Raw genomic sequence first — 17,551 nt, 5'->3', positions numbered from 1 at the left:
CGGTCGTGCTGCTGCGCCGGTTGCGCGACGCGGTGGCGGCGGGCGACCCGATCCGGGCGGTGGTCAAGGGCATTGCGGTCAACCACAACGGCCACCGGATGGTCGGGCTCAGCGCGCCCAGCCGCGTCGCGCAGACCGAGGTGCTGCGCCAGGCGTGGCAGGACGCCGACGTCGACCCGGCGACCGTGGCCTACGTCGAGTGCCACGGCTCGGCGACACCGCTCGGCGACGTGATCGAGGTGGACGCGCTGCGCCAGGCCTTCGCCGACGCGGGCGTGCCCGCCCCGGGCTGTGCGATCGGCTCGATCAAGGGCAACATCGGCCACCTCGACGGCGCCGCCGGCATGGCCGGCCTGCTCAAGGCGCTGCTGTCCGTGCGGCGCGGCGAGCTGTACCCCACGGCACACTTCGAGTCGCCCAACCCGATGCTCGACCTGTCCGGACCGGTGCACGTCAACCCGGGCCGCCGGCCGTGGCCCGAACGCGACGGCGTGCCGCGCCGGGCGGGCGTGAGCGCTCTGGGCATGACCGGGACCAACGTCCACGCGGTGCTGGAGCAGCCGCCCGCGCAGGCGTCGCCCGAGCCGGCCTCCGGCGTCGAGCTGGTGACCGTGTCGGCGAAGTCCGCCGCCGCGTTCCGGGCCTACTGCGAGCGCCTCGCCGACTTCGTGCAGCAGACCGGACACGGCCTGCGCACCGTGGCCCACGCGATGAACCGCGGCCGGGACGACCACCCGTTCCGCGGCGCGTTCCCGGCCGAGAGCCCGGAAGAGCTGGTGAAGGCGCTCCGCGAGGCCGTGCCGCCGGACGAGGCCGCCCCCGACGACCGGCCGGTCGTGGTGCTGCTGTCCGGTGACGCCGTGCCGGACGACGGGACGTGGGCGGAGCTGGTCGGCGAGTTCCCCGAGCTGGCCGACGTGGTGCTGCCCGCGGCGCCCGCCGCCCGGCTGGTCGTGGCGCAGACCGCGGTGCTCGGCCTGGCCCGCCGGCTCGGCGTGCGGGACGCGCACCTCGTCGGCTCCGGCGCCGGCAACCTGGCCGTCCGGGTGGCCCGGGGCGAGCTGTCGCTCGAGGACGCCACCGCCACCGCCGCCGAACTGGGGGTGAGCGCCGACCTGGACCGCGCCCGGCTGGCCCGGGTCGTCGAGCGGTTCGCCGCCGACCGGGCCGTGCTGGTCGACCTGGGCGGCAACGGCGTGCTGACCCGGGAGATCCGCCGGCTGCGGCCGGACCTGCCGTGCGTGGAGCTGTTCGCCGCGCCCGGCCGGCGCGGCGTGCTGCGCCGGCTCGGCGCGCTGTACCGGCTCGGCGTGCGGATCGACTGGGACGCCCACTACGCCGGCGCGGCCGTCCCGCGCATCGAGGCGCCGACCTACCCGTTCGAGCAGGTGCGCTGCTGGTGCCGGCCCCTCGGGCCGATCGAGGACACCCGGCCGCGGCCGGTGCCGACCCGGCCCGGTCCGGCCGCCGGCGCGACGCCCGAAGCCCGGGTGGCCGAGGTGTGGCAGGAGGTCCTGGGCGCGGAGGACCTGACCCCGGACTCGGACTACTTCGCGCTCGGCGGCACGTCCATCGCCGGGATCAGCGTGCTGCGCGCGCTCGAACGGGACTTCGGGGTGCACCTGACGTTCGCCGACCTCTACGCCCACCCCACCGTGCGGGGGCTGGCCGCACGGGTGGCCGAGCTGACCGCGGCGGGCGGCGCGGTCGCGTCCGCGGCGCTGGAGCCGGTGCCGCGCGGCGGCGCGCTGCCGGTGTCGTTCGGGCAGGAGCAGCTGTGGTACCTCGACCGGCTCGACCCGGGCACCCCGCTCTACAACATCCCGCACGACCTGCGGCTGACCGGCCCGCTGGACGAGACGGCGCTCGTCGCGGCCGTGCGCGGGGTCCTGGCCCGGCACGAGGTGCTGCGCACCCGCGTCGCGGCCGACGACGACGGCGTGCCGCGGGCGTACGTGCGGGAGGAGGAACCCGAGGTCGTCGTGCTCGACCTGAGCGCGCTGCCGGAGGCCGAACGGCACCGCGAGGCGCGGCGGGTGGTCGACGCCGAGGCGCTGCGCCCGTTCGACCTCGCCTCGGGGCCGCTGGTGCGGACCACGGTGCTGCGCCTGGCCGAGCAGGACCACGTGCTGCTGTGGAGCTACCACCACATCGTCTTCGACGGCTGGTCGCCCACGGTGTTCTTCCGCGACTTCACCGAGCTGTACCGGGCCGCGCTGACCGGGCGTGCGCCGGAGCTGCCCGAGCTGACCGCCCAGTACGCCGACTTCGCCGACTGGCAGCGCCGCCGGTTCGCCGACGGCGCGCTGGACGACGGGTTGCGGTTCTGGCGGTCGGCGCTGGCGGGCTTGGCGTCGCCGGAGCTGCCGCTGGACCGGCCGCGGCCCGCCGCCCGCTCCTTCGAGGGCGGGATGGTGGAGTTCGAGGTGGGCGCGCGCGACGCCGAGGCGGTGCGGGCGTTGAGCAGGCGACTGGGCGTGACCACGTTCGTCACCATGCTGGCCGTGGTCGACGTCCTGCTGCACCGCTGGGGACGGCTCACCGACGTGGTGGTGGGCGTTGCCACGTCCGGGCGGGTCGACCCGGCCTCGCACGACCTGATCGGCTACTTCAACAACGTGCTGCCGTTCCGCACCCAGGTGGGCGGCGAGCTGCGGTTCCGCGACCTGGTCAAGCGCTGCGCCCGCACCGTCGCCGACGTGCTCGACCACGAGGAGGTGCCGCTGGAGAAGATCGTCGCCGACGTGCTCGGCCGCCGCGACCCGGGCCGGCACCCCCTGTTCGACGTCGTCTACACCTACCAGAACGTGCCCCAGGCGACCGCCGAGCTGGCCGGCCTGCCGTGCTCGCGCTACCTCGACGGCGCGATCGCGGGCATCGCGCCCGGCACCGCGAAGTTCGACCTGACCGTCGGCGTGGTGGACCAGGGCGAGGGCCCGATGAGCGGTTACCTGGAGTACGTCGCCGCGTTGTACGACCGGGAGACGGCCGCACGGCTGGCCACCTGGCTGCCCGCCCTCGTGGCGCGGGTCGTGGCCGACCCCGACATCCGGCTGGACGACCTCGCGGTGGTGACACCCGCGGCCGCGCCGCCGCCCGAGCGCTTGGAGGCGCGAGTGACGAGCAGCGGTCCGGCCCGGGCGGTGCAGGTGCTGAGCGCGATCTGCGCGGACCTGCTCGGCGCGGCCTCGGTGTCGGCGGGGGACAACTTCTTCGCGCTGGGCGGTGATTCGGTGCTCGGCGTGCGCGTGGCGGCGCGGGCGGCGAAGGCGGGGGTGCACATCACGCCGCAGCAGTTGCTGCAACACCCGACGCTGGGCGAGCTGGCGGCGGCGGCCGTGGTGGACGGCGAGCCGGCCGTGCCCGAGGTCGCCGGGGCGGTGCCGAACGGGGCGGCGCCTGCCGTCGCCGTGCCGAACGGGGTGACGCCGAACGCGGCGGTCGGGGCGCGGGACGAGCGGCCGATCCCGTTGACGCCGATCATGCGCAGCTTCCTGGACCACCTGCCCGACCGGCGCGGCGACTTCGTCGAGGTGCACGTGCTGGAGCTGACCTCCGCCGACATCACCGCCGACGTCGTCCGCACCGCCGTGCGACACCTGGTGGCGCGGCACGAACCGCTGCGCTACCGGTTCCGGCGCAACGCCGTCGGCACGCGGGCGGAGTGCGCCGCGGACGCCGAGGTGCCGTTCGACGTGGTGTTCCTGCCGCCGGGTGACGAGCGGGCCGCGGTCGAGGCGGACTGCCGGGCGTTGAAGGACGACCTGGACCTGGAACGCGGGCCGCTCGCCCGCGCCCGGTACTACGAGCGGGGGCACCGGCGGGGTGGGCTGCTGGTGTTCTTGGTGCACCACTTCGTGTTCGACAACATGTCGACCGTCGTGCTGATGGACGACCTCGACGTGCTGCTGGGCGAGGTGGCGGCGGGCCGCGCCGCGGCGCACCGGCCCGCGCCGGCCGGGTGGCGCGAGTGGGCGTGGCGGCTGCACGACATGGCGGCGTCCGACGAGGTGGCGGGGGAGCTGGGGTACTGGACGGCGGTCATGCGCGAGGGCGCGTCCTTCGGCGCGCTGGAGGGCGCCGGCGGCGAGGGCCTGGTGAGCCGGTCGGTCGCGCCCGCGGCGGACACGGCGGCGGCGTCCAAGCGCGAAGTCGCGCTGTGCGCGGTGGCGCTGGGGCTGGCCCGGTGGCGCGGTGCGGCGGGCGCCTACCTGACGGTGGAGGGCGAGGCGACGCCGAACGCGTACCGGCACGCCGGGCGCGGACCGTCCATCGGCTGGTTCACCACCCTGCACCCGGTGGCGCTGCCGGTGGCCGGCACCGCGCACGACACCTTGCCGCTGGTGGTGGACCGCGCCCGGTCCGTGCCGCACGACGGCGTGGGGTACGGCGTGCTGCGCCACCTCTCGCCGCACGGGCCAGCCGTGTCCGGGCTGCGGGCGCTGCCCGAGCCGCGCGCGCTGCTCGTGCACGTGCCGGGTGACGTGGCGGCGTTCGACTCCGGTGTCGGGCTGCTGCGGACGCGCTGGGACCTGTCGGTGAACCTGAAGCGCGCCATGACGTCCTGGTTCCCGCTGATCATCGCCGTGTCGGAACGGGCGGGCGAGGCACGCCTGGAGATCAACAGCCTGGTCGACTTCGGCCAGTCCGAGCTGGAGGCCCTGGCCGACGAGGTCACCGCCGTCCACCGGGAACTGGCGTGATCGCGCTCGCGGGCTCGGGCTGGTGCCTCGGCGACCCGGTGCCCCTGCGGCAGCTGCCGGAGTGGGCGGGGCTGGACGACGCGGAGCGGGCCGTCTGCGAGGCCCTGGGCATCGAGAGCGTCGCGGTGGCCGACGCGAGCGCGACCGACCTGGCCGCGGTGGCGGCCCGCCGGGCGCTGGCCGCCGCCTCCCGGACGGAGGCGGACGTCGACGTCGTGATCACGGTGGAGGCACGGGCGCCGGAGACGCTGATCAGCTCGGACGCGACCCGGCTGCAAGCGGCCCTGGGCGCGCGGCGCGCGATGGCGTTCTCCGTCGGCGGCCTGGGCTGCGCGTCCCTGACCCCGGCCCTGATGACCGCCGCCGGCCTGCTGCGCGACCCCGACGTGCGGACCGTGCTGGTGGCGCACGGCAGCAAACCGGCCACGTCCCGCCGCTACCGCCACCCGGTGACGGTCAACGGCGACAGCGGCGGCGCGCTCGTGCTCACCAGGGCCGGCGGCACGCGCATCCGCGACGTGCTGCTGGAGACCAACGGCGACTACGCGGACCTGTTCCGGGTGCCCTACCGCGACCGCCCGTTCGACGAGTGGCGCGAGGAGTGCGCCGACCCGGTCACCTACTCGTTCCGCCTGGCCGTGGAGACCCGCAACCGCCTGCGCGACCTCACCTCCCGCCTGCTCGCCCGCAACGGCCTGACCGCGGCGGACGTGACGTGCTTCGTGGCGCAGAACCTGTCCCGGCCCGCGCAGCGCAACTACGCCGAGATCCTGGGCGCGCCGCTGACGCCGTCCTGCGCCGAGAACCTCACCCGGTACGCGCACCTGGGCCCGAACGACACCTTCCACAACCTGCACACCGCGACCGTCCCGGCGGGCAGCCGAGTGGTCCTGCTGGACGCCAGCCCCACCGCGGCGTGGAGCGCGGTCCTGGTGGAGACCGGGGCCGGGGCGGACGAGACCCACCTCCTGTAGCCGCGCGCCGCGCGCCTCAGCCGACCAGGATGCCGACTTCGGCGCAGGCGGCGGCGACGTCGCCCGCGCACAGGTCGGCCGCCTTGATCGCGTTCTCCGAGACGGCCACCTGGCGGACGTCCTCGCGGGTGACGAGGTCGGCGGACAGCAGCACCGACTTGACGTCGCGCCCCGACACGACGTCGCGGGTGTTGCCGGTGGCCAGGTCGTCGGCGCCGCTCGCGTCGCCCTTGGCGATCGCCGCGGCCAGCCGGGCGGCGGCCTCGGCCTCGTCCCGGATCGGCTTGTAGACCGTCATGCACTGCTCGCCCCGCAGGATGGCGCGCAGGCCGTCGAGCGTGGCGTCCTGCCCGGTGACGGGCACCTGGCCGGCGGGGACGCCGGCGGTCTTGAGCACGTCGATCACCGCGCCCGCCAGGCCGTCGTTGGCCGCGACCACCCCGTCCACCCGGCCGCCGTCGGCGTCGAAGATCCGGGCGAACACCGCCCTGGCCTCCTCGACGTCCCACCCGTCGACGGCGTGGCTCTGCACCAGCGTCAAGGCGCCCTTGTCGTAGAGCGGGCCGAGCGTGCGCCGCTGGCCGTCCGCGAACAGGGTCGCGTTGTGGTCCGTCGGCGATCCCTGGAGTTCCACGATTCGCGCGTGCGGTCGGTCGCCGAGGCATTCCAGCAATCCCTCGGCCTGCAACTCGCCCACGTCGAGGTTGTCGAACGACACGTAGTAGTCGGCGTGCCCGCCGAGGCTGATCCGGTCGTAGTTGACGACCGGTATCCCGGCGGCCTTCGCCTTGGCCTCGACCGCGACCCCGCCGGCCTGGCTCAGCGGCGCGGTCATCAGGACGTCGACCCGGCGGGCGATCATGTCGTCCGCGATGGCCGCGAACCTGGCCTCGTCGTTGTCGGCCTGCTCGATGAGCGGCTCCACCCCGGCGAACCGCAGCGCCTGGGCGAGCTTCGGGCTGTCCTGCTCCACCCACCGCGACGACGCCTCGTCGTCGGGCAGGATCACGCCCACGACCGGTTTGCCGGCGGACCCGCCACCGGCCACGCCCGCGTCGGGACCGGTGCCGCAGCCCGCGGCGAGCATCGCGACCAACGTGCAGGAGAGCGCTCTCCGAGCGTGCATTGCCGACTCCGGTGATCACTGGCGGACGGTGGGAAAAGGAATTCACCCATCGTTCGCCGGTCGCGTCAAGAACGAATACGATGCGCGTCCGCCAGGTGACGCGATGGTGCCCGGGACAACCGAGAAATCGGATTCCCCGATGATCTACCGGGAATCCCGGTCGTGGTCGGCGTGAATCTCCTCCGACTGCTCGCGAATGCCGAGGTGCGCTTTGTGGGAGAGCGTCAGGAGTGGATGACCAGGCCTCGGCCGCCGTCGCGCTTGGCCTCGTACATGGCGTGGTCGGCCCGGCTGAGCACGGTCGCGGCGGTCGCCTCGGGGTCGGGGTCGGCGCAGATCACCACGCCGACCGACGCGCTGATCTCCTCGCCCAGCTCGTCGAGGATGCGGAACGCCACCTTCTCCGGCTCCTCCAGCCCTTCGACCAGGACGCCGAACTCGTCGCCGCCGAGCCGGGCCACCACGTCGGTGTCGCGGACGCACTGCCGCAGCCGCTGCGCCACCCGTTCGAGCAGCGCGTCGCCGTGCGCGTGGCCGGAGACGTCGTTGACCGCCTTGAAGTCGTCGAGGTCCACGAACAGCAGCCCGAACGGCGTGCCGTCGCGGTGGTGGTCGGCCATCGCCTCGTCCAGCCGGCGCTCGAACAGCGCCCGGTTGGCCAACCCGGTCAACGGGTCGTGGTGCGCCTGGTGCGTCAGGGTGCGCTCGGACTCGCGCAGTTGCAGCACGAGCTTCGTGTTGTCCACGAGGGTCACCAGCTGCCGCAGGATCACCGCGACGAACACGGTGAAGCCGCAACCGATCTCGACCGCGTCCAGCGGCCCGAGGCCGCCGATGATCGTGCGCCGCAGCACCAGCACGCTGCTGACCAGTAAGGGCACGTACGGCATCAGCAGGTACGTCCACTGCCAGGACCGCCGGTCGCGGCTCGGGCCGGTCGACGGCGACGGCACGGGCGCCAGCGCGGCCAGCGCGATCAGCGCGGGCCCCACCACGAACCCCGCGTTGGCCAGCGGCGGCACCTCCGGCGCCTGGACGCTGACCAGGTAGGCGAACGCGAAGTCGGACGCGGCCAGCGCGGCCAGGCCGAGCCCGAGCAACCGCAGCTGCGGTCGCAGCACGACCTTGCGGTCCGCGCACAGCGCCACCACGATCACCAGCAGCACCAGGTCCGTGACCGGGTAGGCGATGGCCACCAGGAACGCCGCCGAGCCCGGGTTCCCGGCCGCGACCAGCCCGCCCAGCGACGTGGTCCAGGCCAGCACGAACAGCGACCCGACCACGATCAGGCCGTCCAGCAGCAGCACCAGCCGGGCGCCGCGGGAGCGGCGGTCGAGCAGCGCGTCGGGCGAGTCGGACCGGCGGAAGTTGCCGATGACGAGCAGCGCCACGAACGCGAACGGCACGATGCTGAGGTACCCGGCGTCCGCCAGGGACGGTGACGGCACCGCGCGCCGCTCGACCAGCTGGTACCACGTCCACAGCGCCTGACCGGTCGACCAGCCCGCCATGCCGAACCCCGTCGCCAGCCGCCAGCGGCGGTCCGGGCCGGTCGCCCGGCGGGCCGTCCACCAGCAGCAACCGGTGGCGAACAGGCCCGTGGCGAGCTGGGCGAGGTCGTCGAGGACCACCGCGCCCTCGCCCTTGACGATGTCGAAACTGGCGGCCACGGACGCGGCGGTGGCCAGGGCCAGCACGACCGCGGCCGTGATGGCGAACCGCCTCGTCCCGATCACGTCGGCCAGTGTGCCGCATTCCGGTGCCTTCGGCCGGGTCGCACTGGCAGGATCGCCGGGTGGCAGAGCAGGAGGTTCCCGTCGCCGCCGACGTGGCGACGGAGCAGGAGTACGAGCGGTTCGCCCGACACCGGATCGGTGAGCTGGGAGGCGACGCGGACGCGTTCGGCCTCTCCTACAACGTGCTGCACCTGGCGTACATGATGATCACCGACTACGAGGCGCTGGTGCACCGCGAGCAGGGGTGGACCATGCCCGGGTTCCGGCTGATGTTCAAGCTGTGGATCCTCGGCCCGACCCAGCCCGCGCGGCTGGCCGACCTGTCCGGCACGACCAGGTCGGCGATGTCCAACCTGATCAACACGCTGGAGCGGGGCGGGCTGGTCGAGCGGACCAGGGACGGCCAGGACCGGCGGGTGGTGTTCGTGGCGCTCACCGAGGAGGGCCGCTCGGCGGTGTCGCGCGTCTTCCCGCACCAGAACGGGCGTGAGGCGCGGTGGTTCGCGGTGCTGGACGAGGACGAGCGCGCACAGATGGTGCAATTGATCCGACGGGTGACCGCCGCCCGCCCGAAGTGACCCGTCGAGACGCGATGGCGCGCGATGTCGTCGCATTTCCGGCGAACGTCGTGGAGGCCTTCGGCCGGTGCCGAATTCACGCGCCGGCCCGCCTGAGCGCGTGCGCGAAGCGCCGGACCGGCCGGCGCGTGCCGGGTCGACCGACCCGCGTGGCCGGACCGCGCTGTCCGGCCACGCGGGAAGGGCGTCCCCCGGCCGCACGGCGCTGTGCGGCCGGGGACGAGTCACACGAGCGGCCGGTCGGTCGGCTCGATCGGCCTGGGCAGCACGGCGCGGCCCGTCAGGTAGGCGTCCACGCCGGCGGCGGCCGAGCGGCCCTCGGCGATGGCCCACACGATCAGCGACTGGCCGCGGCCCATGTCGCCGGCCACGAACACGCCGTCGACCGAGGTCGCGAACTCCTCGTCCCGCGCCACATTGCCCCGCGCGTCGAGGTCGACGCCCAGCTCGGTGAGCAGGCCGTCCCTCTCCGGGCCGACGAAGCCCATCGCCAGCGTCACCAGCTGCGCCGGGATCTCCCGCTCGCTGCCGGGCACCGGCTCGAACCGACCGCCGGACGCCTCGACCTCGACCAGCTTCAACGCCCGCACCGCGCCCTCGTCGTCACCGAGGAACTCCACGGTCGACACGGAGTACAGGCGCTCGCCGCCCTCCTCGTGCGCCGACGTGACCCGGTACAGCATCGGGTAGGTCGGCCACGGGTGCGCCTCGGCCCGCTTCTCCGGCGGCCGGGGCATGATCTCCAGCTGCGTCACCGACAACGCGCCCTGGCGGTGGGCCGTGCCGACGCAGTCCGCGCCGGTGTCGCCGCCGCCGATGACGACGACGTGCTTGCCCTCCGCGGTGATCGGCGGCGCGTCCAGCTCGCCGCGCGCCACCCGGTTCGCGCCCGGCAGGTACTCCATCGCCTGGTGGACGCCGGTGAGGGCGCGGCCGGCCACCGGCAGGTCGCGCCACGCCGTCGCGCCGCCGGCCAGCACCACCGCGTCGTAGGTCTCCCGCAGCTCCTCGACCGTGACGTCGACGCCGACGTTCACGTTCGTCCGGAACTCGGTGCCCTCGGCCCGCATCTGGTCCAGCCGGCGGTCCAGCCGCCACTTCTCCATCTTGAACTCGGGGATGCCGTAGCGCAGCAGGCCGCCGATCGCGTCGGCCCGCTCCAGCACCGTCACGTCGTGCCCGGCCCGGGTCAGCTGCTGCGCGGCGGCCAGGCCCGCCGGCCCGGAACCCACCACGGCCACCGAGCGGCCGGTGCGCGCGGCGGGCAGCTGGGGCGTGACCCAGCCCTCGTCCCACGCCCGGTCGACGATGGAGATCTCGACCCGCTTGATGGTGACGGGATCGCCGTTGATCCCCACCACGCACGCGGCCTCGCACGGCGCCGGGCACAACGTCCCGGTGAACTCCGGGAAGTTGTTCGTGGCGTGCAGCCGGTCCGCCGCCTTGCGCCAGTCGTCGCTCCACACCAGGTTGTTCCACTCGGGGATCAGGTTCCCCAGCGGACAGCCCTGGTGGCAGAACGGGATGCCGCAGTCCATGCACCGGCCGGCCTGCTTCTCCAGCTTGGGCCGCTCGAACTCCTCGTACACCTCGCGCCAGTCGCGCAGGCGCAGGAACACCGGGCGGCTGCGCGGTGTCTCACGCTCGGTGGTGAGGAACCCACGAGGGTCAGCCATGAGACGCCTCCATGATCGCTTCGTTGACGTCCCGGCCCTCCAGCACGGCCCGGGCCTGTGCCGCCAGCACCCGCTTGTAGTCCTTCGGCATGACCTTGGTGAACCGGTCCGCCGCGAGGTCCCAGTCGGCCAGCAGCGCGTGCGCCACCGCCGAGTCCGTTTCCAGGTAGTGCTTCTCCACGGCCTGCCGCAGGAACTCGCGGTCCGCCTCGTCCAGCGGGTCCAGGTCCACCATCTCCGGGTTGACCCGCGGCACCGCCGCGTCCAGCACGTAGGCGATGCCGCCGGACATGCCCGCGGCGAAGTTGCGCCCGGTCGCGCCGAGCACCACCACCCGGCCACCGGTCATGTACTCGCAACCGTGGTCGCCGACGCCCTCGACGACGGCCAGCGCGCCCGAGTTGCGCACGCAGAACCGCTCGCCGACCTTGCCGCGCAGGAAGATCTCGCCACCGGTCGCGCCGTAGCCGATCACGTTGCCGGCGATGATGTGCTGCTCGGCGGCGAACTGCGCGTCGGGCACCGGCCGGATGACGACCCGCCCGCCCGACAGGCCCTTGGCCACGTAGTCGTTCGCGTCGCCGATGAGCCGCAACGTGATGCCGCGCGGCACGAACGCCCCGAACGACTGCCCGGCGGTGCCGGTGAACGTGATGTCGATCGTGTCGTCGGGCAGGCCCTCGCCGCCCCACCGCTTGGTCACCGCGGAGCCGAGCATGGTGCCGACGGTGCGGTTGACGTTGCGCACCGGCAGTTCCAGCCGCACCCGGTCACCGGAGGCGATCGCGCCCTCGGCGAGCTGGATCAGCGTGTTGTCCAGCGCCTTGTCCAGACCGTGGTCCTGGGAGGTGGTGCGGTGCCGCGCCGCGCCCTCGGGCAGCGACGGGACGTGGAAGATCGGCGACAGGTCGAGCCCGGCCGCCTTCCAGTGGTCGACCGCGGCCCGCGTGTCGAGCAGGTCCGCGTGCCCGACCGCCTCGGCCAGGGTGCGGAAGCCCAGCTGCGCCAACAGCTCCCGGACCTCCTGCGCGACGAACTCGAAGAAGTTCACCACGTGCTCGGCCTTGCCCGCGAACTTCGCCCGCAGCACCGGGTTCTGCGTGGCCACGCCGACCGGGCAGGTGTCCAGGTGGCAGACCCGCATCATGATGCAGCCCGACACGACCAGGGGAGCGGTGGCGAAGCCGAACTCCTCCGCGCCGAGCAGCGCCGCGATCACCACGTCGCGCCCGGTCTTGAGCTGGCCGTCGGTCTGCACCACGATCCGGTCGCGCAGCCGGTTGGCCAGCAGCGTCTGCTGCGTCTCGGCCAGGCCCAGCTCCCACGGCCCGCCCGCGTGCTTGATGGACGACAGGGGAGAGGCGCCGGTGCCGCCGTCGTGCCCGGAGATCAGCACGACGTCCGCGTGCGCCTTGGACACGCCCGCCGCGACCGTGCCGACGCCGACCTCGGAGACGAGCTTCACGTGGATGCGCGCCGCCGGGTTGGCGTTCTTCAGGTCGTGGATGAGCTGCGCTAGGTCCTCGATCGAGTAGATGTCGTGGTGCGGCGGCGGCGAGATCAGGCCGACGCCCGGCGTGGAGTGCCGGGTCTTGGCGATCCACGGGTACACCTTCGCGCCGGGCAGCTGCCCGCCCTCGCCGGGCTTCGCGCCCTGCGCCATCTTGATCTGGATGTCGTCGGCGTTGACCAGGTACTCGCTCGTCACGCCGAACCGGCCCGACGCCACCTGCTTGATCGCCGAGCGCCGCGAGTCGCCGTTCGCGTCGGGGGTGAACCGGTCGGCGTCCTCACCGCCCTCGCCGGTGTTGGACTTCGCGCCCAGCCGGTTCATCGCGATGGCCAGCACCTCGTGCATCTCCTGCGAGATGGAGCCGTAGGAGATGGCGCCGGTGGCGAACCGCTTCACGATGGACGAGACCGGCTCGACCTCGTCGATCGGCACCGGCTCGCGCACGCCCTCCTTGAACGCGAACAGCCCCCGCAGCGTCATCAGCCGCTTGGCCTGCTCGTCCACGCCCCGCGTGTACTCCTTGAAGATGTCGTAACGACCGGTGCGGGTGGAGTGCTGGAGCTTGAACACCGTCTGCGGGTTGAACAGGTGCGCCTCGCCCTCGCGGCGCCACTGGTACTCGCCGCCGACCGCCAGCTCGCGGTGGTGCGCCCGGACGCCGTCGACCGGGAACGCCACCCGGTGCCGCCGCGCCACTTCCTCGGCGATGACGTCGAAGCCGACGCCGCCCAACCGGGAGGTGGTGCCGGTGAAGCACGTGTCCACGACCTCGTCACCGAGGCCGATCGCCTCGAAGATCTGCGCGCCGGTGTAGGACGCCACGGTGGAGACGCCCATCTTGGACATCGCCTTGCGCACGCCCTTGCCCAGCGCCTTGATCAGGTTGCGGGTCGCGACCTCCGGCTCGACGTCCGGCAGCTCCTCGACCGACGCCATGGCCAGGTAAGGGTTCACCGCCTTCGCGCCGTAGCCGACGAGCAGCGCGATGTGGTGCACCTCGCGGGCGTCGCCCGCCTCCACGATCAGGTCCACCTGGGTGCGGGTCTTCTCGCGCACCAGGTGGTGGTGCACCGCGCCGGTCAGCAGCAGCGACGGGATCGGCGCGTGCTCCCGGTCGACACCCCGGTCGGACAGCACGACGAGCCGCGCGCCGTCTCCGATCGCCCGCGACACCTCGGCCCGGATCTCGTCCAGCCGCCGCACCAGCGCCTCGCCGCCGCCCGCCACCTCGTAGAGGCCGCGGACGGTGAACGTGCGGAACTCCGGCAGTGTGCCGTCGTCGTCCACGTGCACGAGCTTGGCCAGCTCGTCGTTGTCCAGCACCGGGAACGGCAGCGAGATCCGGCGGCACGACGTGGCGTCCACCGACAGCAGGTTCGGCTCCGCGCCGAGGGTGGCGTGCAGCGAGGTCACCAGCTCCTCGCGGATCGCGTCCAGCGGCGGGTTGGTCACCTGGGCGAAGAGCTGCGTGAAGTAGTCGAACAGCTGCCGCGGCCGGTCCGACAGCGGCGCGAAGGGCGCGTCGTTGCCCATCGAGCCGATCGGTTCCGCGCCGGAGCGCGCCATCGGGCGCAGCAGCAGCGCCATTTCCTCTTCCGTGTAGCCGAACGCCTGCTGACGGCGCACCAGGGACGAGTGCGTCGGCACCTCGCGCTCGCGCGCCGGGAGGTCGGCCAGGTGCAGGACGCCGTCGGCCACCCACTCCTGGTACGGGTGCTCGGCCGCGAGCCGGCCCTTGATCTCCTCGTCGTCGATGATCCGCCCCTGGGCGGTGTCGACCAGGAACATCCGGCCCGGCTCCAACCGGCCCTTGCGCACGATCGTGGCCGGGTCGAACTCCAGCACGCCCGCCTCGCTGCCGAGCACGACCAGGCCGTCCTCGGTGACCCAGTACCGGGCCGGGCGCAGGCCGTTGCGGTCGAGCACCGCGCCGATCAGCGTGCCGTCGGTGAACGACACCAGCGCCGGACCGTCCCACGGCTCCATGAGCGTGGAGTGGAACTCGTAGAACGCGCGCCGTTGCGCGTCCATCTCGGCGTGGTTCTCCCACGCCTCGGGGATCATCATCAGCACCGCGTGCGGCAGGCTGCGCCCGCTCAGGTGAAGCAGCTCCAGCACCTCGTCGAACGTCGCCGAGTCGCTGGCGCCCCGCGTGATGACCGGGAAGACCCGCGACAGGTCGCCGGGGATCAGGTCGGTGGCGAGCACCGACTCGCGCGCGTCCATCCAGTTCCGGTTGCCGCGCAACGTGTTGATCTCGCCGTTGTGCGCCACGTACCGGTACGGGTGGGCCAGCGGCCACGACGGGAACGTGTTGGTGGAGAACCGCGAGTGCACCAGGCCGATCGAGCTGGTGACCCGCTCGTCGGTCAGGTCGGGGAAGAACTTCTCCACCTGGGGCTCGGTGAGCATGCCCTTGTAGACGATGGTCCGGCCGGACAGGCTCGGGAAGTACACGTCGGTCGCGTGCTCCGCGCGCTTGCGCACCACGAACGCCAGCCGCTCCAGCTCCAGCCCTTCAGCTCCGCTGAGGAAGAGCTGGCTGAACGCGGGCATGGTGGTCTTCGCGGTCGGGCCGACGTGGTCGGTGTCGACCGGCAGCTCGCGCCACCCGAGGACGGTCGCGCCCTCTTCGGCGGCGATGCGCTCGACTTCGGCCTTGACCTCGTCCTGACCCCCCTGGGGGAGGAACGCGGTGCCGACCGCGTAGCCGCCGGGCTCGGGCAGGGGGAAGCCGACGACCTCGCGGTAGAACGCGTCGGGCACCTGGATCAGGATGCCCGCGCCGTCACCGGTTTCGGGTTCCGCGCCGCGGGCACCCCGGTGTTCGAGGTTGCGCAGCGCGACCAGGGCCTGGCTGACGATCGCGTGGTTTCTGCGACCGGCCAGGTCGGCGACGAACGCGACACCGCAGGCGTCGTGCTCGTACTGCGGGTCGTAAAGGCCGGGAAGCCTGCTTTCGGCAGGCTTGTGGTGGTGGGTCACAACGGGCCCTCCCGTGGCGTCGTCCGGGCATACGGAGACGGCCGAACGCCCGCGCGCGGCTTTACGCGGACAACTCGGCCTGCAGGTACTGGCTGTGGATCCACGCCCGAGAGATCTTCGGCGTGGGTTCCGCACTCCGTTGTGCGGGAGAACTGCACTTCCTCGTGCGCGCCTCGCGACCGGATGGGGCCGCTCGGGAGCGCTTGGCGGTGCACCGGGATTGCCGGGGTCTTGTGACGATAGTGTGAATTCGCGGTTATGGCTCTAGTCCGACAGGGCGTCGTGGTGAATCACACCACTACTTGACGCCGTTGTGACCAACGCGGTACACCCGGTCGGACTAGAGTTTCGCCGAATTTCGTAGCTTCAGTGCAGGGTGAAGTCAGCGACGGGCTCTTCTGGACGCCCGCCCGCAGCCCACCGCGACGACGAGGCACAGGGTCGCGAGCGCGCCCTGCCACCACGCGGCCTCGCTCACGGCCAAGATCACGTTGACGCCCGCGACCAGCGCGAACAGTGCGGCCAGCAGCGCCCAGAGCCGCCGCTCGGCCTTCTCGCCACGCAGGACGAGCAGGGAAGTCGGTGGGTGGGTCACGGCGCGCACCTCCGGTCCGGGCCTGTCGCGCTCGACGTCGACAAGTCGGCTGCGAGTACCCGCACTTTGCGTACCTCACACCTCCGGGTGGTGACTTTTTTCCGACAACTCCCGAGGGTGTGCGCGGAGCGTGATCGCGGTCAGCCGACCGCTACGCCGAACAGGAGACCGACGTAGTACGTGACGATCATCGTGAGTGACCCGACGACCACGTTGCGGCGCACCGCGCGGCCCGGGCGGCTGGACCCGAGGCGGGCGCTGACCACCCCGGTCAGCACCAGACCGACCAGCACGGCCAGCGCGCACGCCCACACCCGCCACCCCGTCGGCGGCAGCACGATCGCGACCAGCGGGATCAGCGCGCCGGCCGCGAACGCCACCAGCGACGCCCACGCGGCCTGCCACGGGCTGGTCAGGTTGTCCGGGTCGATCTGCAGCTCGGCCTCGGCGTGCGCGCGCAGGGCGTCCTGCTCGGTCAGCTCGCGGGCGACCTGCGCGGCCAGGTCCTCGGACAGCCCCTTGTCCTGGTAGATGCCGGCGAGCTCCCGCTCCTCCTCCTCGGGCATCTCGCGCAGCTCGCGTTCCTCCAGCTTGAGCGCGGCCCGCTCGGTGTCCCGCTGGGTGCTCACCGACACGTACTCGCCGCCCGCCATCGACAGCGAGCCCGCGACGAGCCCGGCGACGCCCGCCGCGAGGATCGTGGCGCGGTCGGCCGTGGCGCCCGCGACACCGACCACGAGCCCCGCCGTCGACACGATGCCGTCGTTGGCGCCGAGGACCCCGGCGCGCAGCCAGTTGAGGCGGCCGGAGAGGTCGTGGTGCGGTTCGCCCGGGTGCGTCATGACCGTGATCGAACCACCACTCGGCTAACGGGTGGTGTCCCGGCCGCGAACGGGTGAAGGGCTGGACAGCGGGGGCGCGCCGCCCGTCGGGGAGCGGGTGATCGACTCCCGGCTGACGAATCAGGGGTGGCGGCGGTCGGCGGTGCGCGGTGCTGCCCGGAGTGGGCGCGGTGGTCGGTTCGGCCGCAGCCGCGGCGCCGTCCGTGCCGCCTGACGGCGCATCGACGGTGCGCCGGGTGCGGGCTTCCTAGCCGGTCGTCCGGTCCAGGTGCTCTTCGATCAGGCGCTGGTTGTCCGCCAGGCGGAGGCAGAGGTGGCGCAGCGCGGTCAGGTCGGCGGGCGTGAAGCCGCGGAAGATCGCCTCCATCGCGACCTGGGACGGTCGGCGGAAGGCGTCGAGCCACTCCTGGCCGGTCGGCGTGATCCGGGCGAGGACGGAGCGCCGGTCGGTGGGGTCGGGCTCGCGGGCCACCAGGCCGTCCCGTTCGAGGGTGTCGACCAGTCCGGTGACGTTGCGCGCGCTGACGCCGGCCGAGCGCGCGAGGGCGCCGAGCGTCATGCCGTCGTCGGGGGTGGTGCTCAGGCGCACGAGCACGTCCAGCGCGCCGGCGCTCAGCCCGCGGCTGTCGGTGCCGCGCGACCGCAGGCGTTCCACGGCGTGGTGGGCGGTGCGCACGGCGGCGGCGGCCTCGAACGCCGCGGTGTCGCCGCCTCGGGTGAACAGGGTCATCGCGGTCCTGACCCGCGAGTCGTAGAGGGTGCCGTCCTGGTCGGGTCGGAAGTCGTTCGTTACCGGCTTCATAGTGAAGCCGTACTTTATTAC

Annotated in this window: 10 protein-coding genes; 3 read left to right on the top strand and 7 right to left on the bottom strand. The window is 73.3% G+C overall.

Annotation, left to right across the window (positions count from 1 at the left end; translation table 11 throughout):
• The first annotated feature begins 98 nt into the window (after positions 1-98).
• Positions 99-4,703 carry a condensation domain-containing protein gene (locus tag IOD16_RS21100; RefSeq protein ID WP_442978128.1) on the top strand — a complete coding sequence of 1,535 codons (4,605 nt, stop codon included), beginning with the start codon at positions 99-101 and terminating at the stop codon, positions 4,701-4,703.
• A complete protein-coding gene (locus IOD16_RS21095) occupies positions 4,700-5,677 on the top strand; it encodes a 3-oxoacyl-ACP synthase (RefSeq protein ID WP_201435811.1) in 978 nt (325 codons plus the stop codon). Before IOD16_RS21100 ends, IOD16_RS21095 begins: the two co-directional genes overlap by 4 nt.
• A gap of 16 nt (positions 5,678-5,693) precedes the next feature.
• Here the strand turns inward: IOD16_RS21095 and IOD16_RS21090 are convergent, their stop codons facing one another.
• Complete coding sequence (locus IOD16_RS21090) at positions 5,694-6,803, bottom strand: sugar ABC transporter substrate-binding protein (protein ID WP_201435810.1); 1,110 nt, start codon at positions 6,801-6,803, stop codon at positions 5,694-5,696.
• Positions 6,804-7,027: 224 nt separating this feature from the next.
• Positions 7,028-8,539: a GGDEF domain-containing protein gene (locus tag IOD16_RS21085; RefSeq protein ID WP_201435809.1), complete on the bottom strand. Its 1,512-nt coding sequence runs from the start codon at positions 8,537-8,539 to the stop codon at positions 7,028-7,030.
• A 59-nt stretch (positions 8,540-8,598) separates the two neighbouring features.
• Here IOD16_RS21085 and IOD16_RS21080 point away from each other — a divergent pair, with 59 nt between their 5' ends.
• Complete coding sequence (locus IOD16_RS21080) at positions 8,599-9,117, top strand: MarR family winged helix-turn-helix transcriptional regulator (RefSeq protein WP_123747353.1); 519 nt, start codon at positions 8,599-8,601, stop codon at positions 9,115-9,117.
• A 224-nt stretch (positions 9,118-9,341) separates the two neighbouring features.
• Here IOD16_RS21080 and IOD16_RS21075 read toward each other — a convergent pair whose 3' ends face one another.
• The 5 genes from IOD16_RS21075 to IOD16_RS21055 form a co-directional block, all read right to left on the bottom strand.
• On the bottom strand, positions 9,342-10,793 hold the full coding sequence (locus IOD16_RS21075; protein WP_123747354.1) for a glutamate synthase subunit beta: 1,452 nt from the start codon (positions 10,791-10,793) through the stop codon (positions 9,342-9,344).
• Positions 10,786-15,291: a glutamate synthase large subunit gene (gltB, locus tag IOD16_RS21070; RefSeq protein WP_201435808.1), complete on the bottom strand. Its 4,506-nt coding sequence runs from the start codon at positions 15,289-15,291 to the stop codon at positions 10,786-10,788. The genes IOD16_RS21075 and gltB overlap by 8 nt, the downstream gene beginning before the upstream one ends.
• A gap of 382 nt (positions 15,292-15,673) precedes the next feature.
• A complete protein-coding gene (locus IOD16_RS21065; RefSeq protein ID WP_201435807.1) occupies positions 15,674-15,886 on the bottom strand; it encodes a hypothetical protein in 213 nt (70 codons plus the stop codon).
• A 140-nt stretch (positions 15,887-16,026) separates the two neighbouring features.
• Entirely contained in the window at positions 16,027-16,728 is a 702-nt protein-coding gene (locus tag IOD16_RS21060; RefSeq protein ID WP_201435806.1) for a VIT1/CCC1 transporter family protein, read from the bottom strand.
• Positions 16,729-16,975: 247 nt separating this feature from the next.
• Positions 16,976-17,530: a MarR family winged helix-turn-helix transcriptional regulator gene (locus tag IOD16_RS21055; protein ID WP_123747358.1), complete on the bottom strand. Its 555-nt coding sequence runs from the start codon at positions 17,528-17,530 to the stop codon at positions 16,976-16,978.
• Between the last annotated feature and the right edge of the window lie 21 nt (positions 17,531-17,551).

It is taken from the genome of Saccharothrix sp. 6-C (assembly GCF_016695385.1).
GTDB classification, from domain to species: Bacteria; Actinomycetota; Actinomycetes; order Mycobacteriales; family Pseudonocardiaceae; genus Actinosynnema; species Actinosynnema texasense.
Note: the sequence above shows the minus strand (reverse complement) of the source record. Positions and strands in the feature narration are given on the sequence as shown.

Coding starts and splice junctions, on each gene's coding strand:
- IOD16_RS21100 (WP_442978128.1), top strand. CDS start 99: ATGGTCGGGCTCAGCGCGCCCAGCCGCGTCGCGCAGACCGAGGTGCTG.
- IOD16_RS21090 (WP_201435810.1), bottom strand. CDS start 6,803: ATGCACGCTCGGAGAGCGCTCTCCTGCACGTTGGTCGCGATGCTCGCC.
- IOD16_RS21075 (WP_123747354.1), bottom strand. CDS start 10,793: ATGGCTGACCCTCGTGGGTTCCTCACCACCGAGCGTGAGACACCGCGC.
- IOD16_RS21060 (WP_201435806.1), bottom strand. CDS start 16,728: ATGACGCACCCGGGCGAACCGCACCACGACCTCTCCGGCCGCCTCAAC.
- IOD16_RS21055 (WP_123747358.1), bottom strand. CDS start 17,530: ATGAAGCCGGTAACGAACGACTTCCGACCCGACCAGGACGGCACCCTC.